Annotated in this window: 15 protein-coding genes; 3 read left to right on the top strand and 12 right to left on the bottom strand. The window is 38.1% G+C overall.

All coding sequences use genetic code 11. The features are described from left to right. Window positions 1-5 precede the first annotated feature (5 nt). On the bottom strand, window positions 6-1,361 hold the full coding sequence (locus tag KIP84_RS01940) for a S8 family serine peptidase (protein ID WP_213689230.1): 1,356 nt from the start codon (window positions 1,359-1,361) through the stop codon (window positions 6-8). A gap of 35 nt (window positions 1,362-1,396) precedes the next feature. Continuing rightward, window positions 1,397-1,705 (bottom strand): hypothetical protein, encoded by a 309-nt coding sequence (locus KIP84_RS01935; RefSeq protein WP_046811856.1) that lies wholly within the window; start codon window positions 1,703-1,705, stop codon window positions 1,397-1,399. Window positions 1,706-2,290: 585 nt separating this feature from the next. On the opposite strand from KIP84_RS01935, the gene KIP84_RS01930 reads away from it, so the two are divergent. Further along, the gene (locus tag KIP84_RS01930) at window positions 2,291-3,091 is read left to right on the top strand and encodes a hypothetical protein (RefSeq protein ID WP_199992174.1); all 801 of its coding nucleotides are present in this window, start codon (window positions 2,291-2,293) and stop codon (window positions 3,089-3,091) included. Between the two features lie 60 nt (window positions 3,092-3,151). Here KIP84_RS01930 and astE read toward each other — a convergent pair whose 3' ends face one another. From astE to KIP84_RS01890, 8 genes are all read right to left on the bottom strand, one after another. Next, window positions 3,152-4,126 (bottom strand): succinylglutamate desuccinylase, encoded by a 975-nt coding sequence (gene astE, locus KIP84_RS01925; RefSeq protein WP_213689229.1) that lies wholly within the window; start codon window positions 4,124-4,126, stop codon window positions 3,152-3,154. 12 nt (window positions 4,127-4,138) lie between these two features. Beyond that, the gene (gene astB / locus KIP84_RS01920; RefSeq protein WP_068563901.1) at window positions 4,139-5,482 is read right to left on the bottom strand and encodes an N-succinylarginine dihydrolase; all 1,344 of its coding nucleotides are present in this window, start codon (window positions 5,480-5,482) and stop codon (window positions 4,139-4,141) included. A gap of 19 nt (window positions 5,483-5,501) precedes the next feature. Continuing rightward, window positions 5,502-6,971, bottom strand: coding sequence for a succinylglutamate-semialdehyde dehydrogenase (astD, locus tag KIP84_RS01915; RefSeq protein ID WP_151282610.1), 1,470 nt, complete (start codon window positions 6,969-6,971; stop codon window positions 5,502-5,504). Next, window positions 6,971-8,002: an arginine N-succinyltransferase gene (gene astA / locus KIP84_RS01910; protein WP_213689228.1), complete on the bottom strand. Its 1,032-nt coding sequence runs from the start codon at window positions 8,000-8,002 to the stop codon at window positions 6,971-6,973. Before astA ends, astD begins: the two co-directional genes overlap by 1 nt. A gap of 18 nt (window positions 8,003-8,020) precedes the next feature. Continuing rightward, window positions 8,021-9,235 (bottom strand): aspartate aminotransferase family protein, encoded by a 1,215-nt coding sequence (locus KIP84_RS01905; RefSeq protein ID WP_213689227.1) that lies wholly within the window; start codon window positions 9,233-9,235, stop codon window positions 8,021-8,023. Between the two features lie 135 nt (window positions 9,236-9,370). Next, entirely contained in the window at window positions 9,371-10,642 is a 1,272-nt protein-coding gene (locus KIP84_RS01900; protein ID WP_017481698.1) for a Glu/Leu/Phe/Val dehydrogenase, read from the bottom strand. Between the two features lie 1,034 nt (window positions 10,643-11,676). Then, entirely contained in the window at window positions 11,677-13,104 is a 1,428-nt protein-coding gene (locus KIP84_RS01895) for an amino acid permease (protein WP_005078414.1), read from the bottom strand. Window positions 13,105-13,517: 413 nt separating this feature from the next. After that, window positions 13,518-14,795 carry a hypothetical protein gene (locus KIP84_RS01890; RefSeq protein ID WP_151747278.1) on the bottom strand — a complete coding sequence of 426 codons (1,278 nt, stop codon included), beginning with the start codon at window positions 14,793-14,795 and terminating at the stop codon, window positions 13,518-13,520. A 127-nt stretch (window positions 14,796-14,922) separates the two neighbouring features. Here KIP84_RS01890 and KIP84_RS01885 point away from each other — a divergent pair, with 127 nt between their 5' ends. Beyond that, entirely contained in the window at window positions 14,923-15,711 is a 789-nt protein-coding gene (locus tag KIP84_RS01885) for a class I SAM-dependent methyltransferase (protein ID WP_213689226.1), read from the top strand. Window positions 15,712-15,737: 26 nt separating this feature from the next. Continuing rightward, complete coding sequence (locus KIP84_RS01880; protein ID WP_064784642.1) at window positions 15,738-16,271, top strand: hypothetical protein; 534 nt, start codon at window positions 15,738-15,740, stop codon at window positions 16,269-16,271. A gap of 53 nt (window positions 16,272-16,324) precedes the next feature. Here the strand turns inward: KIP84_RS01880 and KIP84_RS01875 are convergent, their stop codons facing one another. Together KIP84_RS01875 and KIP84_RS01870 are read right to left on the bottom strand one after the other, a co-directional pair. Next, the gene (locus KIP84_RS01875; protein WP_213689225.1) at window positions 16,325-16,888 is read right to left on the bottom strand and encodes a hypothetical protein; all 564 of its coding nucleotides are present in this window, start codon (window positions 16,886-16,888) and stop codon (window positions 16,325-16,327) included. 139 nt (window positions 16,889-17,027) lie between these two features. After that, window positions 17,028-17,495 carry a Holliday junction resolvase-like protein gene (locus KIP84_RS01870; RefSeq protein WP_213689224.1) on the bottom strand — a complete coding sequence of 156 codons (468 nt, stop codon included), beginning with the start codon at window positions 17,493-17,495 and terminating at the stop codon, window positions 17,028-17,030. Window positions 17,496-17,623: the final 128 nt, after the last annotated feature.

The raw sequence follows: 17,623 nt of genomic DNA, 5'->3' as shown, positions 1-17,623 counted from the left end.
GCTATTTAATTAATAGTCAAACCATTTGTTGCAGCCAGTAAATCAATACGAGGGAAAACCAATCCCGTTCTTGGGTCAGTAATTGATTTACCTGTCGTTTTTAAACGACTAATCGTTTGATCAATACTTTCTGTCGGACTCACACTATTCGCTCGTAATAAAGCAATCGCGCCAGCTACATGCGGTGTCGCTTGAGATGTACCACCCATGGTGTAACCACCCGCCGTGATCATTGCTCCCGGTGCCAATAAGGTCACAAGACTACCACCATTACTAAAGCACGCTACCTTATCTGCCGCTGTGGTTGGGTCCGAACATTTCACAGGGTTCCCCCATGACACACCACCAATATTACTATCATAAACAGCACCTACTCTTACTGCACCAGCTACACAAGCAGGAGATGAGATGCCATCTGAAAATGCATCATTACCTGAAGCGACTACAGGCACCACACCAGCAGCTCGTGCATTGGCAAATGCCGTTCCATAACTGCTATCACTACACTCAGAGGTATATTTAACACCCGGTACGCCAAGGCTCAAGTTAACTGCTTTAATATTATAGGTTTGTGCATTATTTACAGCCCAGTTAATCCCTGCGAGGATATCACTATCATAAGCTGTGCTTACCCATTTACCTTGAGATCTCACTTTTCTAAAGACATCAATGCCTATAATTTTGGTCTTGGTAGCAACCTTAGATACGATCCCTGAAACATTACTACCATGCCCATCATCATCTAAAGCGCCATCATCTGGTGCACTATCAAATGAATAAACCACTCGACATGTGTTTGATGGTGTATTCACTGCCGTACAGCCAAAATCAGAGTGAAGATAATTCACCCCTGTATCAATCACCGCCACACTAGAGCCTTCGCCCGTAAAACCATTGGTATTGGCTTGTGGTTGATTAATTAAAGGTAAACTTTCATTGGTCGTAGTCTGGTTAATACGGTTCGGATAAACCGCTTTAACATTTGGATCATTTAATAAAGTCACCAAAGCTTCGCGATTACTAATTCGATAGAAAGCTAAAGGCAAATTATTGTAGTCCCGAAGTACTTGTACACCACCAGCACGGTTAAACCTTGCCTGTATATTCTTTTTATTTGTTGCAATATAACTCCGCCGTTCTAAACCGGAAGGCACACTCACCGAAGGAATATTGTATTCGACGATTAAATCATTCGAATCATTATTAACCAAGGCATCCAAATCGATTTTGCCCTGAAATACTTTTTGTTTTGCTGCTTGATTTAACCGCTGTTTAGCACCTTTAGAGTCCAAAGGAAGAGCGGATGCAGTTGTACTTAATATTGTACATAGACCTAATAGAAATAACGTTTTACTTTGCATTATTTTTCTCCGTAGTTTTTCAACTAACAATTTGCTTATTTCGCTTTTATTTCATTTGCTGGATCTTTTTCTGGATCAATCGGTTGAATAGAAAGATCACTTTTTGTGTCATAAAAAGGGACGGTATCAGCTGATACCGATTGAGGATGAGTTGAATGTTGAGATAGATTTTTAGGTTGAGTAGGCTCCTTAAGTTTAGAAAGAAAGGACGCGGTGTCTGGTTGTGGCGAATTCGACTCATGTAAAGCAGAATTGAACACATCAGATGCACCACTTGTTGGCTTAAGATAGAGAACAACGGCGACCAAGCCGACTAATACAAGAAGGGAAGCAATAATTTTCATCTGTCATATCTCTGTTTTTTTGTTTATAAATATCTATTTTTATTTTTGATTATTCGAAATAAAGTGCCATTTCTTTCAATATATTTCATGTGAAATTTCTATTTCATGAAATATACAAACCTGAGAAAAGCCAAGGTACCTTTTCTCGAATAAGCAAAAATACAGTTCTGCCCTTACATTTATATTTCTGGCAGAAGATGGTTCAAAAAAGTGCTAAAAAAGCACTCCATTCTCATAATAAGCAATAATTATGCCGTTTCCTCTAATAAATAATTAGATTCACATCACATTTAAAGATATAAAGAACAAGTCAGGAAAAAACGAAAGAGAAAAAATTAAAGGATATTTTTTAAAAAAGGAAAGACAAGCGAGCTTAATTAGAATATCTAACAAATAAATGTTCTTTTTCACTTTATTATTAATTTTTATTAATCTTCACAATTTATCCCTAGTCTGTTTACTCAACGTAACACTGTTGTAACATTTTGATGAAGTTAGTTCCCAAGCCCATATTTCCTTGGCTATGATTCGTTTGCGTTTATGAAATACCTCACTAAAAGGGTATATTCTTTGAAGGATATCGCAATGAAAATGATGAAAACAGCTATCGTTACTGCAAGTGTTCTTGCTTCTGCCTCTATTTTTGCACAAAGTGCGGGCGTTAATGCAGGTGCTTCTGCTCAAGTAAATGTACAACCGGGTGGTCTTGTTAGTGGCGTAGCCAATACAGTCAAAAATACTGCACATACTGTGGGTAGCACAGCAAAGCATGCTGGTCATGTAGCGGCTGACACTACAGTTAAAGCAACAAAAAAAACAACAGGAAAAGTGACTGAACTTTCTTCTAAAGCTGCAAATGGTACAAAACATTTTGCTGCCGAAGCGGCGACAGGTACTAAAAATGTAGCAACTAAAGCTGCAAACGGTACTAAACATTTTGCTACCGAAGCAGTAACAGGTACTAAAAATGTAGCGACTAAAGCTGCAAACGGTACTAAAAATCTAGCAGTTGAAGCGAAAGCTGATACAAAAGCAAGTGTTGATGCTGTAAAAGCTAAAGTTGCAGACAAACAAGCAGACCAGAAAGAATTTACTGCTGAAAAACAAGCTAATGCTCAAGCACATGTAGATGCTGTAAAAACTCGTGTAGCTCAAAACCAAGCCGAGCAAAAAGAGTTTGTAGCTGACACAAAAGCAGATGCTCAAGCGAAGTTAAATGCAGCTCAACCAGCACATGCAATTAATGCTCAAACTGGTGTAAATGTTGGTGTTAACGTTGGTCCTGTTGGAGTTAACACAAACGCAAATATAAACGCTGGTGCTCAAGCATCTACACAAAAAGCTGAAAAGAAATCTTGGGTTAAAGGTCTTTTCGGCACTAACTAATCAGTTATAAATAAAAAAGGGCAATTAATTGCCCTTTTTTATTTCTCAAAAAACAAGTATTCAATTCGCTTCAGTTAAAACTAAGCCCGCACGCAAACCAAGCTTCACATTTGGATTTGGAAATAAAATCCAGACCTGATCTTGCTCAACCACATAATTACCAGAAGGTTGAGTTGCAATGATTTCACCTTTGGTAAAAGTCGAAAAATTCGGAGCTTCAGCAGATAAATTCATCTGGAAGTCTTCATCTTTTTTAATTAAAGAATCAGACACCTTAAAGACTCGAATTTTTGTTTTATTGCGTAGCGGTAAGGCTTGCTCAGAAACTACATTACGAATAACTTCATCAATTGCAGCAAATTGGCTCAAGTCATTTTGCCCAAATGGTAAGGCTTTGCCTAACTCTAAAGTTGCGCTCGCCGCTTTAAAATTCTCACTCGTAAAATGTGTAAACGTTTTACCTACTGCATTGTGATAAACCAAAGCATCTAAATCGGCTGCTTCAAGACTTGCTGTTAAATCTGCATCATAGCCATGCGTTTGATAGGGAAATAAAGCAAACGTTGGTAACAATGAAGCACGAATTGCTGTATGTAAATCATAGTGATAGCGTTTAGCGTCACTTGCACTTTCTTGAAAGAAGTTTGTGACAACTTGCTCTAAAACTTCAGCACGCTTTGATTCTTCAGTCACGGGTAGAGTTTTATACCCGCCACAAAACATTCGATTTACATCGTCATGCACATAGCGTTTGCCTTGACGCATTGCATAAGTGTTCCCCAATACAAGCAGCAACCTCACAGCAAGGTTTAAACGCCCTGCAAATAAATCCGTGCAAAGATGAGATAATAATTCAATTGGCGCAGTTTCATTACCATGCACTCCAGCTGACAGTACGACAGCTTTGTCGTACTGTGCGTTTGGGGTGCATTCAAGAAGTCCTTCACCCAACCAACGCCAAGAAAAATTATTTTGTTTTCCTTCGCGAGTTGTAGGCTGCTCACCTTGTAAGGTTAATGCTAGAAAATCTTGCATGTCACCTCCTCATTATTTTTGGAAAGGATAAACCGAACCCAAACCTAAAATTTTGGTCAGTTCGTCAAGTGCCATACGGCTTTCCATTAACAAATGCGGATCAGCCAAATCTTCTTGTGCTAAACGATCACGATAATGTTTATCTACCCATTGATTGAGTGTGCCAAACAACTGATCGTTCATGAGTACTTTTGGATTTACGGCATTTAACTCAGTTTCGTTCAAAGCTACGCGTAAACGTAGACAAGCTGGACCACCACCGTTACGCATACTTTCACGTAAGTCATATACCTGAATAGCATCAATTGGTGTGCCCATTTGAATCATGTCATTTAAGTAGCCCCACACTGCTGCATTTTGACGAGACTCTTCTGGTACAACAATGGTCATTCCACCATCTGGACGAGTCAAAATTTGACTATTAAATAAATAGGTTGCTACGGCATCGTCTACAGTAACGCGGTTTTCAGGCACTTCAATCGAAATAAAATCTTCACCGATGCTTGCCATTTTTTGACGAATTTCTGCAAAAGCTTGATCTTGATTTAAAAAGGCATGTTGATGATGGAATAAAACCTGTTGGTTACTTACCGCGATCACATCGTTATGGAAAACGCCCTGATCAATTACATCCGGATTTTGCTGAACAAAAACGGTATGTGCATCATCTAAACGGTGCAAACGTGCAATTGCTTCACTTGCCTCGCGCGTTTGTCGAGCCGGATAGCGTTTTGGTCCCGGCAAGCCATTATTTAAATGTTGTTGACCATAAACAAACACCTGAACACCACGCTTAGCATAATCACCCCCTAAACGATTGTGATTGGCTGCACCTTCGTCACCAAACAAAGCCACTTGTGGCAAGGCTTCGTGGTGTACAAAGTGGCGTTCATTTTTAAAGATTGCTTGTAAAACTTGGCTTGTAGTTTCAGCTTCAATTGAACGATGAAACTTATTGTTCAGATTTGCTGCTGTAAAATGCACGCGCTCATCTTGGCTATCTGCCGAAGGTGAAACGGTAGCCGCATTGGCAGTCCACATTGGAGAAGCTGAACTTAAAGATGATAATAGTTCAGGTGAATGACGCATTGCTTGGGCAATAACGCTAATGTCATCACCTGTAAAGCCTAAACGGCGTAACATTGGAACATGTGGACGCTCATGCGGAGCAAGTACACCTTGTTTCATTCCCATGTCAGCCAAGGCTTTCATCTTTAGCAAACCTTGTTTCGCTGCTAATTTTGGATTCGAGGTATTATTACGGTTTTTTGTCGATGCTTCATTACCAAACGACAAACCCGCGTAGTGATGTGTTGGTCCCACTAAACCATCGAAGTTTACTTCATATCCTTTCATTTTTTTCTTTCCCTAGTGTTTAAGGCAACACAATCCCTGGAGATAATTTTTCTGGTAAGGTTAGGCTGTCACTTTCAAGTGATGCCATTGGCCAAGCACAATAGTCGGCAGCGTAAAAAGCACTCGCGCGGTGATTACCTGACGCCCCTACACCACCAAACGGTGCAGCACTTGAAGCCCCAGTTAATGGCTTGTTCCAATTCACAATACCGGCACGCGCTTCAATAAGTAAGTCATCAAACAGTTCACGTTTTGGTGAAACCAAACCAACTGACAAGCCAAAACGAGTTGCGTTAGCAATTTTTAATGCTTCATCAAAGTTGTCATAACGTTGAATGGTCGTAAGCGGACCAAAATATTCTTCATCTGGAATATCTTTCACGCCTGTTACATCAACAATGCCTGGCGTAAGTAACGAACTATCTTCTTGTGGACGCGTCATGGCTAATAAACTTTTTGCACCCAGCTCAAGTAATTTTTGCTGAGCATGCATCATGTTTGTTGCAGCAACTGACGAGATTACCCCACCCATAAATGGTTGTTGTTCATCATTCCAATGACCAACTTTTAGGTTTTTAGCAACTTCAACAAAACGTTGAATAAATGCATCACCTTCAGCACCATTTTTTACCAAAATACGGCGCGCACATGTACAACGCTGACCTGCCGAAACAAAAGCAGATTGAATAGCAAGATTAACTACTGCATCGACATCAACAATTTCATCAATAATCAATGCATTATTGCCACCCATTTCAAGCGCAAGAATTTTTTCAGGTGCACCTGCCATTTGCTTATGCAAGTGATAACCAGTGTTTGCACTTCCGGTAAACAATAAACCATCAATTTCATGTGAAGCAGCTAATGCTTCACCCGTGGTGCGTCCACCTTGCACCAAGTTCATCACACCATTTGGCAGGCCAGCTTGCTGCCAAAGTTTTACAGTTTCTTCAGCAGTCCATGGTGTTAATTCACTTGGTTTAAATACAACTGTGTTGCCAGCAAGCAATGCAGGAACAATATGTCCATTTGGTAGATGGCCCGGGAAGTTATATGGACCGAAAACTGCAAGCACACCATGCGGACGATGACGTAAAGATGCTACACCATCGGCCATTTCAGTTGAGCTTTCGCCTGTACGCTGGTGGTAAGCACGAATCGAAATCGCAACCTTGCCAATCATTGATTGAACTTCAGTTAACGTTTCCCAAAATGGCTTACTGGTTTCTTGGCTAATGACTTCTGCTAAATGCTTTTTATTTTCTTCAAGCAAAGCGGCAAACTTTTCAACAATCGCTACACGTTCTGCAAGTGGTAAACGCGCCCAAGCTGGAAACACAGTACGCGCTGCCTGACAAGCTTGCTCTACATCAGTAGCAGTAGCCTCGGCACCTGACCATACAGTTTGGTTATCAACTGGATTTGTTTTTTCAAATGTTGCACCGCTGCCTTGTAACCAGACACCGTTTATAAATAAAGAGTTTGACATCAGGATACTTCCATTGGATTTAGTGATAACACACGAACAACGTGACCTTCTTGTACACCGAGTTTTTCAGCTTGTTCATGTGTTAAATTTATTGTGTTATCAACAAGATCAAGCTTTAACAACATTGCCTTATAGTCATGATAATTATCATTGGCAATGAGATATTGGGTCTTACCGACCGCAGCCTCACTTGTAATTTTGACGTTTAGTAACTGACTTTCTTTTACTGCTCGCAATTCATCAATATTGGCTTCAATGGTTGGACCAGCATCAAAAATATCGACATATCCTTGATAGCGTAAGCCTTCCGACTCAAGCACATGATAAGCAGGTAAAGTTTGTGGATGCATTTTTCCAATTACTTCTTGCGCATCTTTTGGCAAGAGATCTACATAGACTGGGAAACGTGGCATAAGCTCTGCAATAAATACTTTTTGCCCAATTCCACTCAAATAGTCTGCTGTTGAAAAATCCATATTAAAGAAATGGTGACCAATCGCATCCCAAAATGGAGAACATCCATTTTCGTCTGAGAAACCACGCATTTCAGCAATTAACTTTTTCTCGAAATATTGCTTAAAGGCAGCGATAAACATAAAACGGATCTTCGATAAGAATTTACCGTTTTGGTTTTCACGACGCTCTGGATCTAAAAATAATGTACAGAGTTCGCTACTACCTGTTCTGTCATTACTTAAAAATAAAGTAGGTAATGACTTATAGACATTTAATGCTTTTGAAGCGTGTACTTGAGTACCAACATGAAAGTTGTACCAAGGTTCAATGAGCCCTACAGCAACTTCAATTGCACTTAACCCAATAACACGTTGAGCTTCTGTATCTTCAAGAACAAACAGATAACCTTGTTCACTTTTGTGGACATTGCCATTTAAAGTATTGCGAGTACGTGAAATTCGAGCCGAAAGTGTATCCATATTTTGTGGCAAGGAAGTAAGGCCTACACCTGACTTACCTGCTAATTTATAAATATCTTCAAGGTCTCGAAACTCGGCATGACGGATGATCATCATGGCTAGCTTTCCTTTTTTTTATTTAGCCAACTTTGCCAATGCGCGTTTTAAACGAGCAATTCCTTCATCAATATCTTGTTCAGGAATAATTAGAGACGGTGTAAAACGAACCACGTTTGGTCCCGCGATTAAAGCAAGCAAACCTTCTTCGCCCGCCCAAGTCGTAATATCTTTCGCTTTCCCTGCATACTCAGCTTTTAATACACAACCAATGAGTAAGCCTTGACCACGAATTTCTTCAAAAATCGGGTATTCAGTATTTAATTTATTTAATGCGTCGATGAAATATTGATGACGATGTTTTACACCTTCAAGTACTTCAGGCGTATTAATAAACTCAAATACTGCACCTGCAACCGCACTTGCTAACGGGTTCCCACCATAAGTCGTACCATGTGTACCGACAGAAAAATGCGGAGCAAACTTATCGGTTGTTAACATTGCACCGACTGGAAAACCACCACCTAGTGCTTTTGCAGTGGTTAATACATCTGGAATAACGCCAGAGTTCATGTAGGCATACAGTGCACCAGTACGACCAACACCGGTTTGTACTTCATCAAAAATAAGTAAGGCACCGAACTCATCACACAGTGCTCTTAAGCCTTTTAAAAATTCGATGTCAGCAGGAATAACACCGCCTTCACCCTGGATCGGCTCAACAATAACTGCACATGTTTGTTCATTAATGACCGCTTTTGCAGCTTCTAAATCATTAAAGGCAACATGGTTGATACCATTTGGAAGTGGTGCAAAGTCTTGTGAATATTTAGGTTGACCACCCGCCGAAACGGTAAATAAGGTACGGCCGTGGAACGCATTGTTAAATGCCACAATGCCGCTTTTGCCAGCAATACCGCTGTCTAGACCAACTTTACGAGCCAGTTTTAATGCTGCTTCGTTCGCTTCAGCACCTGAGTTACAGAAGAATACTTTATCTGCAAATGTATTTTCAGTGAGTTGTTTTGCAAGACGTAGAACGGGTTCATTTGTATAACCATTGCCTACATGCCAAAGTTTTGTTGCTTGTTCTGTTAAAGCATTTACTGCCACTGGATGCGCATGACCTAATGCGTTTACTGCAATCCCGCCTGCAAAATCGATATATTCTTTATTTTCTTGATCCCAAATACGTGAACCTTCGCCACGTACCGGAATGAAATTTGCCGGTGCAAAAACTGGAACCATCCAGTCGTTAAAGTTGCTTCGAGTTACAGAAATTGGCTGTTCCATGCTTACCTCAGTATTTATTTAATATATTCGATAACACTTAAATTTGAATAATTCAGAAAAAGGGAATGAGCAAATAAACCCTATAACATCCTTTATATTTGCTCAAACCACTTTTTCTAAAGTAATTTCCGCAGATTAGCCTGGGAAAATACCGCGTTCTTTACGAGCTTTTAAGATACGCTCACATGCCAAGATGTAAGCTGCTGTACGTAAAGTACAAGCGTTGCTGTTCGCTGTATTCCAAACGTCATCCATAGCTTGAACCATCAACTTGTCTAAACGTTCGTTGATTTCTTCTTCGCTCCAGAAGTAGCTCGCCATGTCTTGAACCCATTCGAAGTAACTTACAGTTACACCGCCGGCGTTACATACCACGTCAGGAACTACAACAATGCCACGCTCAACCAATACGTCTTCAGCTTTAGGATATGTCGGGCCGTTTGCGCCTTCTAAAATCAACTTAGCTTTAAGTTTTTGAGCACGTTCAACAGTAATTTGGCCTTCCAATGCAGCTGGAACAATAATGTCAACTTCAGCTGTCCAGAAATCTTCGTCAGCAATTGATTGCGCGCCGGCAAAGCCACCAACACCTTGATTTGCATTTACGTGATCACGTAATGCTTCAAGATCAATACCATCAGCATTGAAAATTGTGCCAGTGTGGTCTTGAACGTGTGTAACTTTCGCTTTTGATTCAACAAATAAGAAAGCTGCTTCACTACCTACGTTACCAAAACCTTGAATAGCAACTTTCGCGCCTTCAATTGGTAAATTAATTTTTGCTGCTACTTCACGACCTGTAACGAATACGCCACGACCAGTTGCTTTCACACGACCTAAAGAACCGCCTAAGTGGACTGGTTTACCAGTTACAACACCAGTTACAGTGTGACCTTGGCTAGTAGAATAAGTATCCATCATCCAACCCATGATATTGGCATTCGTACCAACGTCTGGAGCAGGAATATCTTTTTGAGGCCCAATAATATGACCAATTTCAGTCGTATAACGACGAGTCAAACGCTCTAATTCACGAGTTGATAATTTACGTGGATCAACACGGATACCACCTTTTGCACCACCAAATGGCAAGTTCAAAACAGCAGTTTTAATTGTCATCCATGCAGACAATGCCATTACTTCATTCAAATCAACATTCGGATGGTAACGAACACCGCCTTTACCCGGACCACGAGACAAGTTGTGTTGTACACGGTAACCTTCAAAGTGCTGAATAGAACCGTCATCCATCACGATTGGCACGTCAACAATAAGGGCACGCTTAGGACGTTTTAAAGTATCGATATAATCAGCTAAGTGTTCTAAATATGGCGCTACACGGTCAATTTGTGCCAAGTAAGTTTGCCATGCATCGCTATGTTCGTTTACGTATGAAAGATCTGACATCTTTTTTCCTATATACCTTCATAGACTCAGATTTGATAAATCTGTAGTCTTTATTATTCAGCAACCAAAACCTTGCAATAACAAAGTCTTAGTTTATTTACTAAACCTTCTGCTCTTCTAAAGCATTAGATTTTTTAAATTCCATTTGTTGATACTAAAAGTATGATCTACTTTTATATATCGATATCTTTTACAAGCTTTCTTTCATGTAACTTACTGTTTATAAAGCTATCTTTATAAAAGCAAAGTTTAACCACAACCCACTTAATCCAGTCGGCTGAAATATAAATACAAAAGAAATGGCATAACCGTTTGGGAGTTAAAAAGAACGATGATTTATAAAAAAATCATATGTCCATAAAAATTATTTTGACTAATCGATAGATCCCTCCATTAGTCTTTTTAAAAATAAACATTGTTCAATAATGCTACAGATTAATTATCTCTACACATACCGCTTAAAATTAAGCCGGAACATAGCTATAAAATCTTCCAATAAATATAGCATAGAGCACACTCATTTAGAACATTTTAAAATAAATAAGCAGAGAAAAAATAATCAAATCGCACTAATCTTTATAATAAAAAAACAACAAATATTAAAAAAAGCTTAACTTTAATAAAAAAATTTATAGAAAACATAAAATCATAATTTAAAAAAATACACCAAATTAAAATTATAAATAACAATAACTTAAAAATTAATCACCTTCATGAATTTGTCAAAAAATTATACCACCTCTACATTAAATCTATAATAAGTCCATTTCTAATTCATATTTTATAAAAACCCAAAAACCTCTTTATCAAATAACCAAGCTAAACATAGACTTAATCAACTATTAATAATAAATAAATATTAATAAGAATCCGATAAATGGTAATTTTATAAAACAATATTTGTTTTCATGATTAAAAATAAAACTTCATTTTTAAAAAAAATACAGAAATTCTTTCTTTTGCAGTTCCTTTAAGGCACAAAAAAGGCCCCTTTCGGGACCTTTAAAAACACATTTCGACTAAAAAGCTTAGCTTTACACTAGATCTTTCTTTCGATAAAAAATGAAGTAGCTTGCATAGCATAAAATGATAAAAATAATGCAGCAGATAAAACCAACTTGCATAGATGGGTCAAACACCATACTGATACAGGTAACGATACAGAACAGCCCACCTACAATTGGAGTAAGAGGGAAAAGAGGTGCCGCGAAGCGTAAATCTTTTGCTGTTTTACCCGACTTATACCACTGTCTACGGAAGTTAAACTGTGAAACGCAAATCGCAATCCAAACCACAACCATTGTAAAAGCTGCAACGCCCAACAAATTCTTAAAAATTGTTTCTGGCGCGAATTGTTCTGAAAGCAATCCAGGAATTGCACCAAACATAGTTACAGTAATGGCAACAATCGGTGTTCCAGAAGGAGTTAATTTAGAAAATATTTTTGGTAATTGATTTTTCGCCGAAAGCGACCACATCATACGCGAAGCAGCAAACAACCCAGAATTTGCAGCAGAAAGTAAAGCCGTAATAATTACAAAGCGGATAATATCTTCTGCGTATGGAATACCAATATAGTTAAATACCGTCACAAAAGGACTATTACTTACTTCATTTGCACTAAGGCCTGCAAGCTGGAACGGCAGTAATGAACTAATCACCACAATTGTACCAACAAAGAAAATCAGTAAACGCCAAATAGCCGCATTGATTGCTTTAGGAACTGTCTGTGCTGGATTCTCAGCTTCCCCCGCCGCTACTCCAATTAATTCTGTGCCCGAAAAAGCAAAGTTAACAATCAGCATAGTAGCAAAAATTGGGAAGAGACCGTTTGGGAACCAACCGTGAGCAGTCAGGTTACTAAATAATGGCGCTGTTTCATGTCCGTGGTAAGGAATAAAACCAAAAATTGCCAGCAAACCTAAACCAATAAAACAGATGATTGTAATAACTTTGACGAGTGCCAACCAGAATTCAGATTCGGCAAATAATCGAGTTGAACTGATATTAAGGAAAAAAACTAAGGCGCCAAAAAAAAGAGTCCAAGCCCATACCGAGGTAGATGGAAACCACTCCTGCACCAATAAAGCTGCCGCAGTAAACTCAGTCCCCAAAGTTGCAGTCCAAGTTAACCAATAGAGCCAAGTAATCATATAGCCCGTACCCGGACCAATATAACGGCGGGCGTATTCACCAAAAGAACCTGATTCCGGTACATGAACCGCAAGCTCACCAAGACATAACATCACGGTATAGGCAATTAAACCGCCCAAAAAATAAGAAATAATTGCGCCAATTGGGCCTGCTTGGGAAATTACATCACCAGACCCTAAAAAAAGACCTGTACCTATGGCACCGCCAAGGGAGATCATCACCAAATGTCGAGTACTCATTGCTCGTTTCAAAGGTGCAGAACTTCCATGTTGCGATGCATCATTATTCCGATAATTTAATGATTGCATATAAAAAACTGTAACGACAATTTAGTAAAAAATCATTTTAGGAGAAAAAAATAAATATGCAATTATCTTTGAATAGTGAACTTATTTTAACCAAGCTCTTCAGATAAAAATAAAATATATAGTAAAAACATTTAGTTATATTTTTTTGTAGCTATAACTGTATTTTAATTAATCTTATATTATTTCTATAATTTATGTATTAGAAAAACCCATTTATTTTCAAATATAATATTTATATACATTACTGGTTATGTCTACTTTAAATACAGCAGATCACCATATAATAAACCTACTATTTATTTAAATAATGAATTTTAAAATAATATACAAATAAGTTTATAAAAAAATATTTTTTAAGCAAAAAATAAAGCCCAAACCTAAAGGTCTGAGCTTTATTTAAACACTATAAAGTTTTAATAGCTGATGGTGGTCAACTGTTCTGTAGGTTGAATTGAACCTTCCGTAAATTCACACAGCCCTTGTTCATCACAAGATAAATTTAGTTGCTTATAGCTAATCGCAAAGCAGTCGGAATATTTTTTGATTACAAATGGGCTCATATCAGATGTTAAAGGCTCTTCACTCTTGAACAATTTAATGACTTTGCGATCATTCATCGCTAACAAATAAATTTCATTATTTAATTCAATATTCACTACACCAGTTTGCTCAGCCACAATTGGAACCAAATAAGGTTTATTCGCCAGTAGAGTGTCTACCGTGTAACTTTCAAATTTTGAGTTGATGAGGTTGAATACCAAAATTAAACCAAAGCTAGTCTGCAAGCCTTCTTTGTAATTTGCATCTTCTTGAATTCGTTGTACTTTAACCCCAAGCTTTTGAAAGTCCAATTCAGTTGCTTGCTTTGTTTTTATCAGACTACGTGTAATAGCCTGTTTAAGTGGGTTATCAAAATAACGTTCATCTAGCTGAAAATCATTTTGACGTAATATTTTTAACAACATTTCATCATGTTGGGTAAGAACATGCGCAAGTACATTACGGAAGTAAAACTTACTTTGTTTTTTGACCTTACGAACTTGCTGATAAAAATAGATTTCATCGAAATCATGTTCAATAAAATCATGTAATAAACTTGAACTAGCCAATACAGACAATGCTTCATGACCAGTAAATGGCAAATGAATCGTATGTAAGCTTGGTAACAGTTCTTTTATTTTTAAGTAATGTTCACGGTCAATCGAGAAATATGGGTCATAAACAATAACGTATTCACGCGCTGCATCGACATCTTGCGGCTGAATCTGCATGTCTTTATTTGCTATAGCATCAAAAAACTCAGCATAGCGTCGGTCTTCAACGTGTTCAGGGTCAATTGAATATTGAGGCACAAATGCAATCACACGGTTCATATTCAATAAATTAGAATATTTGATTGCCGCATAGCCGCCCATTGAACCGCCATAACCCACAATATTTTTAAAGCCTTTTAGAATAGGCGAAATTGCTTTTGCCAGCTCAATCATGCTTGCTTGAGGAAACCATGATTTTTGTTTTGGCATTACCCCAATAACATTATATTGGTATTTAATTAGAGACTTTTCAGCATTGATAGATAAGCCACTCGCTCGGGTAATCAAATCGCCAAAAGAGAGAACCAATGTATTAGAATCGCCTGGTAAAAAAATGGCTCTAATGTGTTCGTCTTCAAAAATAATTTGCTTATCCATGCTCACACCGAAAGAAAATTTACTCCCACATACAACGTCAAAAATGAAACAAAATAGGTGTTTTGCCAATTTATGATTGCGGAGTATCTTATTTTATAGATGCCAGTCAGATTAAAAAGCGCAAAATATGACACAATCCTTACATCCTGCCGCTCAAAAAGGCTTCAGTTCAGCTGCTGAACTATATCAGCAAGTTAGACCCAATTATCCCGCAGAAATAGTAAGTTGGCTGCAAAATTGCCTACAAATACAGGAAAAATCTACTGTTATTGATCTTGGATCGGGTACTGGCAAATTCTTACCCTACTTAAAACAAACACATGCTGATGTTATTGCAGTTGAGCCAATTGGCGAGATGTTACAGCAGCTTCAACAAGTTTATCCTGATATCAAAACATTACAGGCTTTTAGCAATTCAATTCCTATAGCAGACCATAAAATTGATGCCATTATTTGTGCGCAATCTTTTCACTGGTTTGACAACCTCGATACCCTAACAGAAATGCATAGAGTATTAAAACCAAAAGGACATTTAGGGCTAGTCTGGAATCAACGTGATGAACGTACAGATTGGGTCAAGGCTTTAGCTGACTTCCTACTTCCTCTTGAAGGTGACACACCTCGTTACCATAGTGAAAAGTGGAAACGCGTATTTGAACAACAAGATTTATTTTTATTTGATAGCCTACAAACATTCACACAGTCACAACACGGTTCTGTCGAACAAGTCGTGAGTAAACGTTTACTCTCTACGAGTTTTATTGCTGCAATGACTGAAAAAGATCAATTACAACTCAAAGCACAGTTTGAAAAAATTGTTTATGATTTTACGGGATTAGGTCCTCAAGATCAGATTGATTTTCCATATATTACGTATGCATATCACTTTCAAAAAAGTACGTTACCCGTTAAATAATTAGTGAATAGGTTTGGTTGAAAGTTATGAACAAGAAAACACCTCAAATCATATTAATGTCTTTGCTTTGCTCTAGCCTATTTCTGACTGCTTGTAAAAAAGCGGAAGAGCCTGCTAAGACGGAGCAACCTTCTGCCACCTCATCTACCGATCAGGTTTTAGAAAAACTGAATGAAAGACCTGTTAAGACGTTCTCTGCCACTGCTGATGATGCACACGATATTGCACTGTTAGAGGATTATGATCGTCGCTTTACAGAAATGAGTGACGAGATGGAAAGTGAATTAGCAAAAATGCATGAAGCTGGAACCCTCACTACAGAGTTTGAGCAACAGCGTACTCTCGATAATGTGCGCTCTGCTCTAACCATGTTAAAAGATTTAGATCTAAAAACTGAGCAAGGCCGTTACATTCAGGGTCTACTTTATCAGTATTGGGAAAACCAAGAAAAACACTTGAGTGATAAGCAAGCCAATAAAGATGAACAGATCAATGATCTTGCCGACTATTTACAAGCACAAAATCAATTAAAATATTGGAAAGCATCGCAACAGAAATAAGCAATGTAGTGCTTATAAAAAAGCCTTCAAACTTATGAAGGCTTTTTTTCAAATTATATATTTTGCTTTTCAACCCAATGAATTGCCTGAACGCGAAATAACTCACATGCACCATCACCCGTATCAGTCGGCGTAAGTGAAGATTTCCAGACCAAATTTTTGTCCTTAATCTCGACAAGATCACCTTTTAGATAAACTAAATCACCGCGTTTAACCTGTTTAATCTGCTCTGCAATTTTCGGGTTGGCAGGAATGATGTGCATGTTAGACACCATTTGCATTGCTTGCTCTGCTGGAACAGGTAATTTAGGAATCTTCCAGTTTAAATAACGGTCATATTGTTTCACTGAAATATGACGTGCGATTTCAGGCTGTGCAAACAATCCCCAACTTACGGCATAGTCAATAGGAGAAAATTTAGCTTGTTCATCATTTTGATAAACTTTTGAACCCAAGATTCTGAAATTGCCTTGAAAAGGTTGTAATACAGAAATAGATTGATCTTTTTCTATCGGGCTCAAACCATTGGCAATATTATATTCACTTGAGGTCGATGCAAATGTTGAACTCATGCCAAGCGCGGCGAGTAAGCCCATCATCAAACTTTGTTTTTTCATCGTGTTACACCTCAAATATTGCTAGATCAAAGTGAATAGATCTTCAATTTATAATAGCTTTAAGCGATGAAAAAAATATCGAAATTTAGTAACAATACAGATCAATTTCGTCTATTTTTGTGCTGAATTAAACAGCTTGTTAATCTTCGAAATCTATTCTCAACGTTTCAAAACGAACCTTACCTTGGTGGACCGCTTGTGCAATTGCCTGTTGACCTTTCGTAAGTCTAGCTCCACCACTTTTTACATCGAGTAAAATAATATTGATGTCTTCTGCCGTACCATCGCCATCGCGAAAATCGGTATATCCATCAAAAATAATATAGTCCACCGGATCGCCCATGAATTTTGCATCGCTTGGTAAATACTGAAATTCAGGTAAAACCGGAGCAAATTGTTCTGCCATTTTTCCTTTCAACACCGCACGACTTGTATTTACACTTCTCTTTTGTGCTTGAGTAAGCGCTTGTTGATGCTCTAATTCAAGTTCAGCAATATATTGCTCATATTCAGCCTTAATTCGTCCATTACGTGTATTTGATAAAATAAGAGTAGTGATAATGATGCCAATTCCAGCACCAATAAGCATGGCAAGCCATACAGACATAAATTTTCCTTAAAAAGCACGAATTAAGATTACAGATCTAATCATATCTAAAATAACGAAACAGCTTAAACTTTTGTCAAATGTGGTCATCTCCTTCACATAAAAAGATGCTAAGGTATAAAACATAA

Source organism: Acinetobacter sp. BHS4, assembly GCF_018454425.1.
GTDB classification, from domain to species: domain Bacteria; phylum Pseudomonadota; class Gammaproteobacteria; order Pseudomonadales; family Moraxellaceae; genus Acinetobacter; species Acinetobacter pittii.
Note: the sequence above shows the minus strand (reverse complement) of the source record. Positions and strands in the feature narration are given on the sequence as shown.

Coding starts and splice junctions, on each gene's coding strand:
- astE (WP_213689229.1), bottom strand. CDS start 4,126: ATGCAAGATTTTCTAGCATTAACCTTACAAGGTGAGCAGCCTACAACT.
- KIP84_RS01940 (WP_213689230.1), bottom strand. CDS start 1,361: ATGCAAAGTAAAACGTTATTTCTATTAGGTCTATGTACAATATTAAGT.
- astA (WP_213689228.1), bottom strand. CDS start 8,002: ATGATGATCATCCGTCATGCCGAGTTTCGAGACCTTGAAGATATTTAT.
- KIP84_RS01935 (WP_046811856.1), bottom strand. CDS start 1,705: ATGAAAATTATTGCTTCCCTTCTTGTATTAGTCGGCTTGGTCGCCGTT.
- KIP84_RS01900 (WP_017481698.1), bottom strand. CDS start 10,642: ATGTCAGATCTTTCATACGTAAACGAACATAGCGATGCATGGCAAACT.
- KIP84_RS01930 (WP_199992174.1), top strand. CDS start 2,291: ATGAAAATGATGAAAACAGCTATCGTTACTGCAAGTGTTCTTGCTTCT.
- astB (WP_068563901.1), bottom strand. CDS start 5,482: ATGAAAGGATATGAAGTAAACTTCGATGGTTTAGTGGGACCAACACAT.
- astD (WP_151282610.1), bottom strand. CDS start 6,971: ATGTCAAACTCTTTATTTATAAACGGTGTCTGGTTACAAGGCAGCGGT.
- KIP84_RS01905 (WP_213689227.1), bottom strand. CDS start 9,235: ATGGAACAGCCAATTTCTGTAACTCGAAGCAACTTTAACGACTGGATG.
- KIP84_RS01880 (WP_064784642.1), top strand. CDS start 15,738: ATGAACAAGAAAACACCTCAAATCATATTAATGTCTTTGCTTTGCTCT.
- KIP84_RS01870 (WP_213689224.1), bottom strand. CDS start 17,495: ATGTCTGTATGGCTTGCCATGCTTATTGGTGCTGGAATTGGCATCATT.
- KIP84_RS01895 (WP_005078414.1), bottom strand. CDS start 13,104: ATGCAATCATTAAATTATCGGAATAATGATGCATCGCAACATGGAAGT.
- KIP84_RS01885 (WP_213689226.1), top strand. CDS start 14,923: ATGACACAATCCTTACATCCTGCCGCTCAAAAAGGCTTCAGTTCAGCT.
- KIP84_RS01875 (WP_213689225.1), bottom strand. CDS start 16,888: ATGAAAAAACAAAGTTTGATGATGGGCTTACTCGCCGCGCTTGGCATG.
- KIP84_RS01890 (WP_151747278.1), bottom strand. CDS start 14,795: ATGGATAAGCAAATTATTTTTGAAGACGAACACATTAGAGCCATTTTT.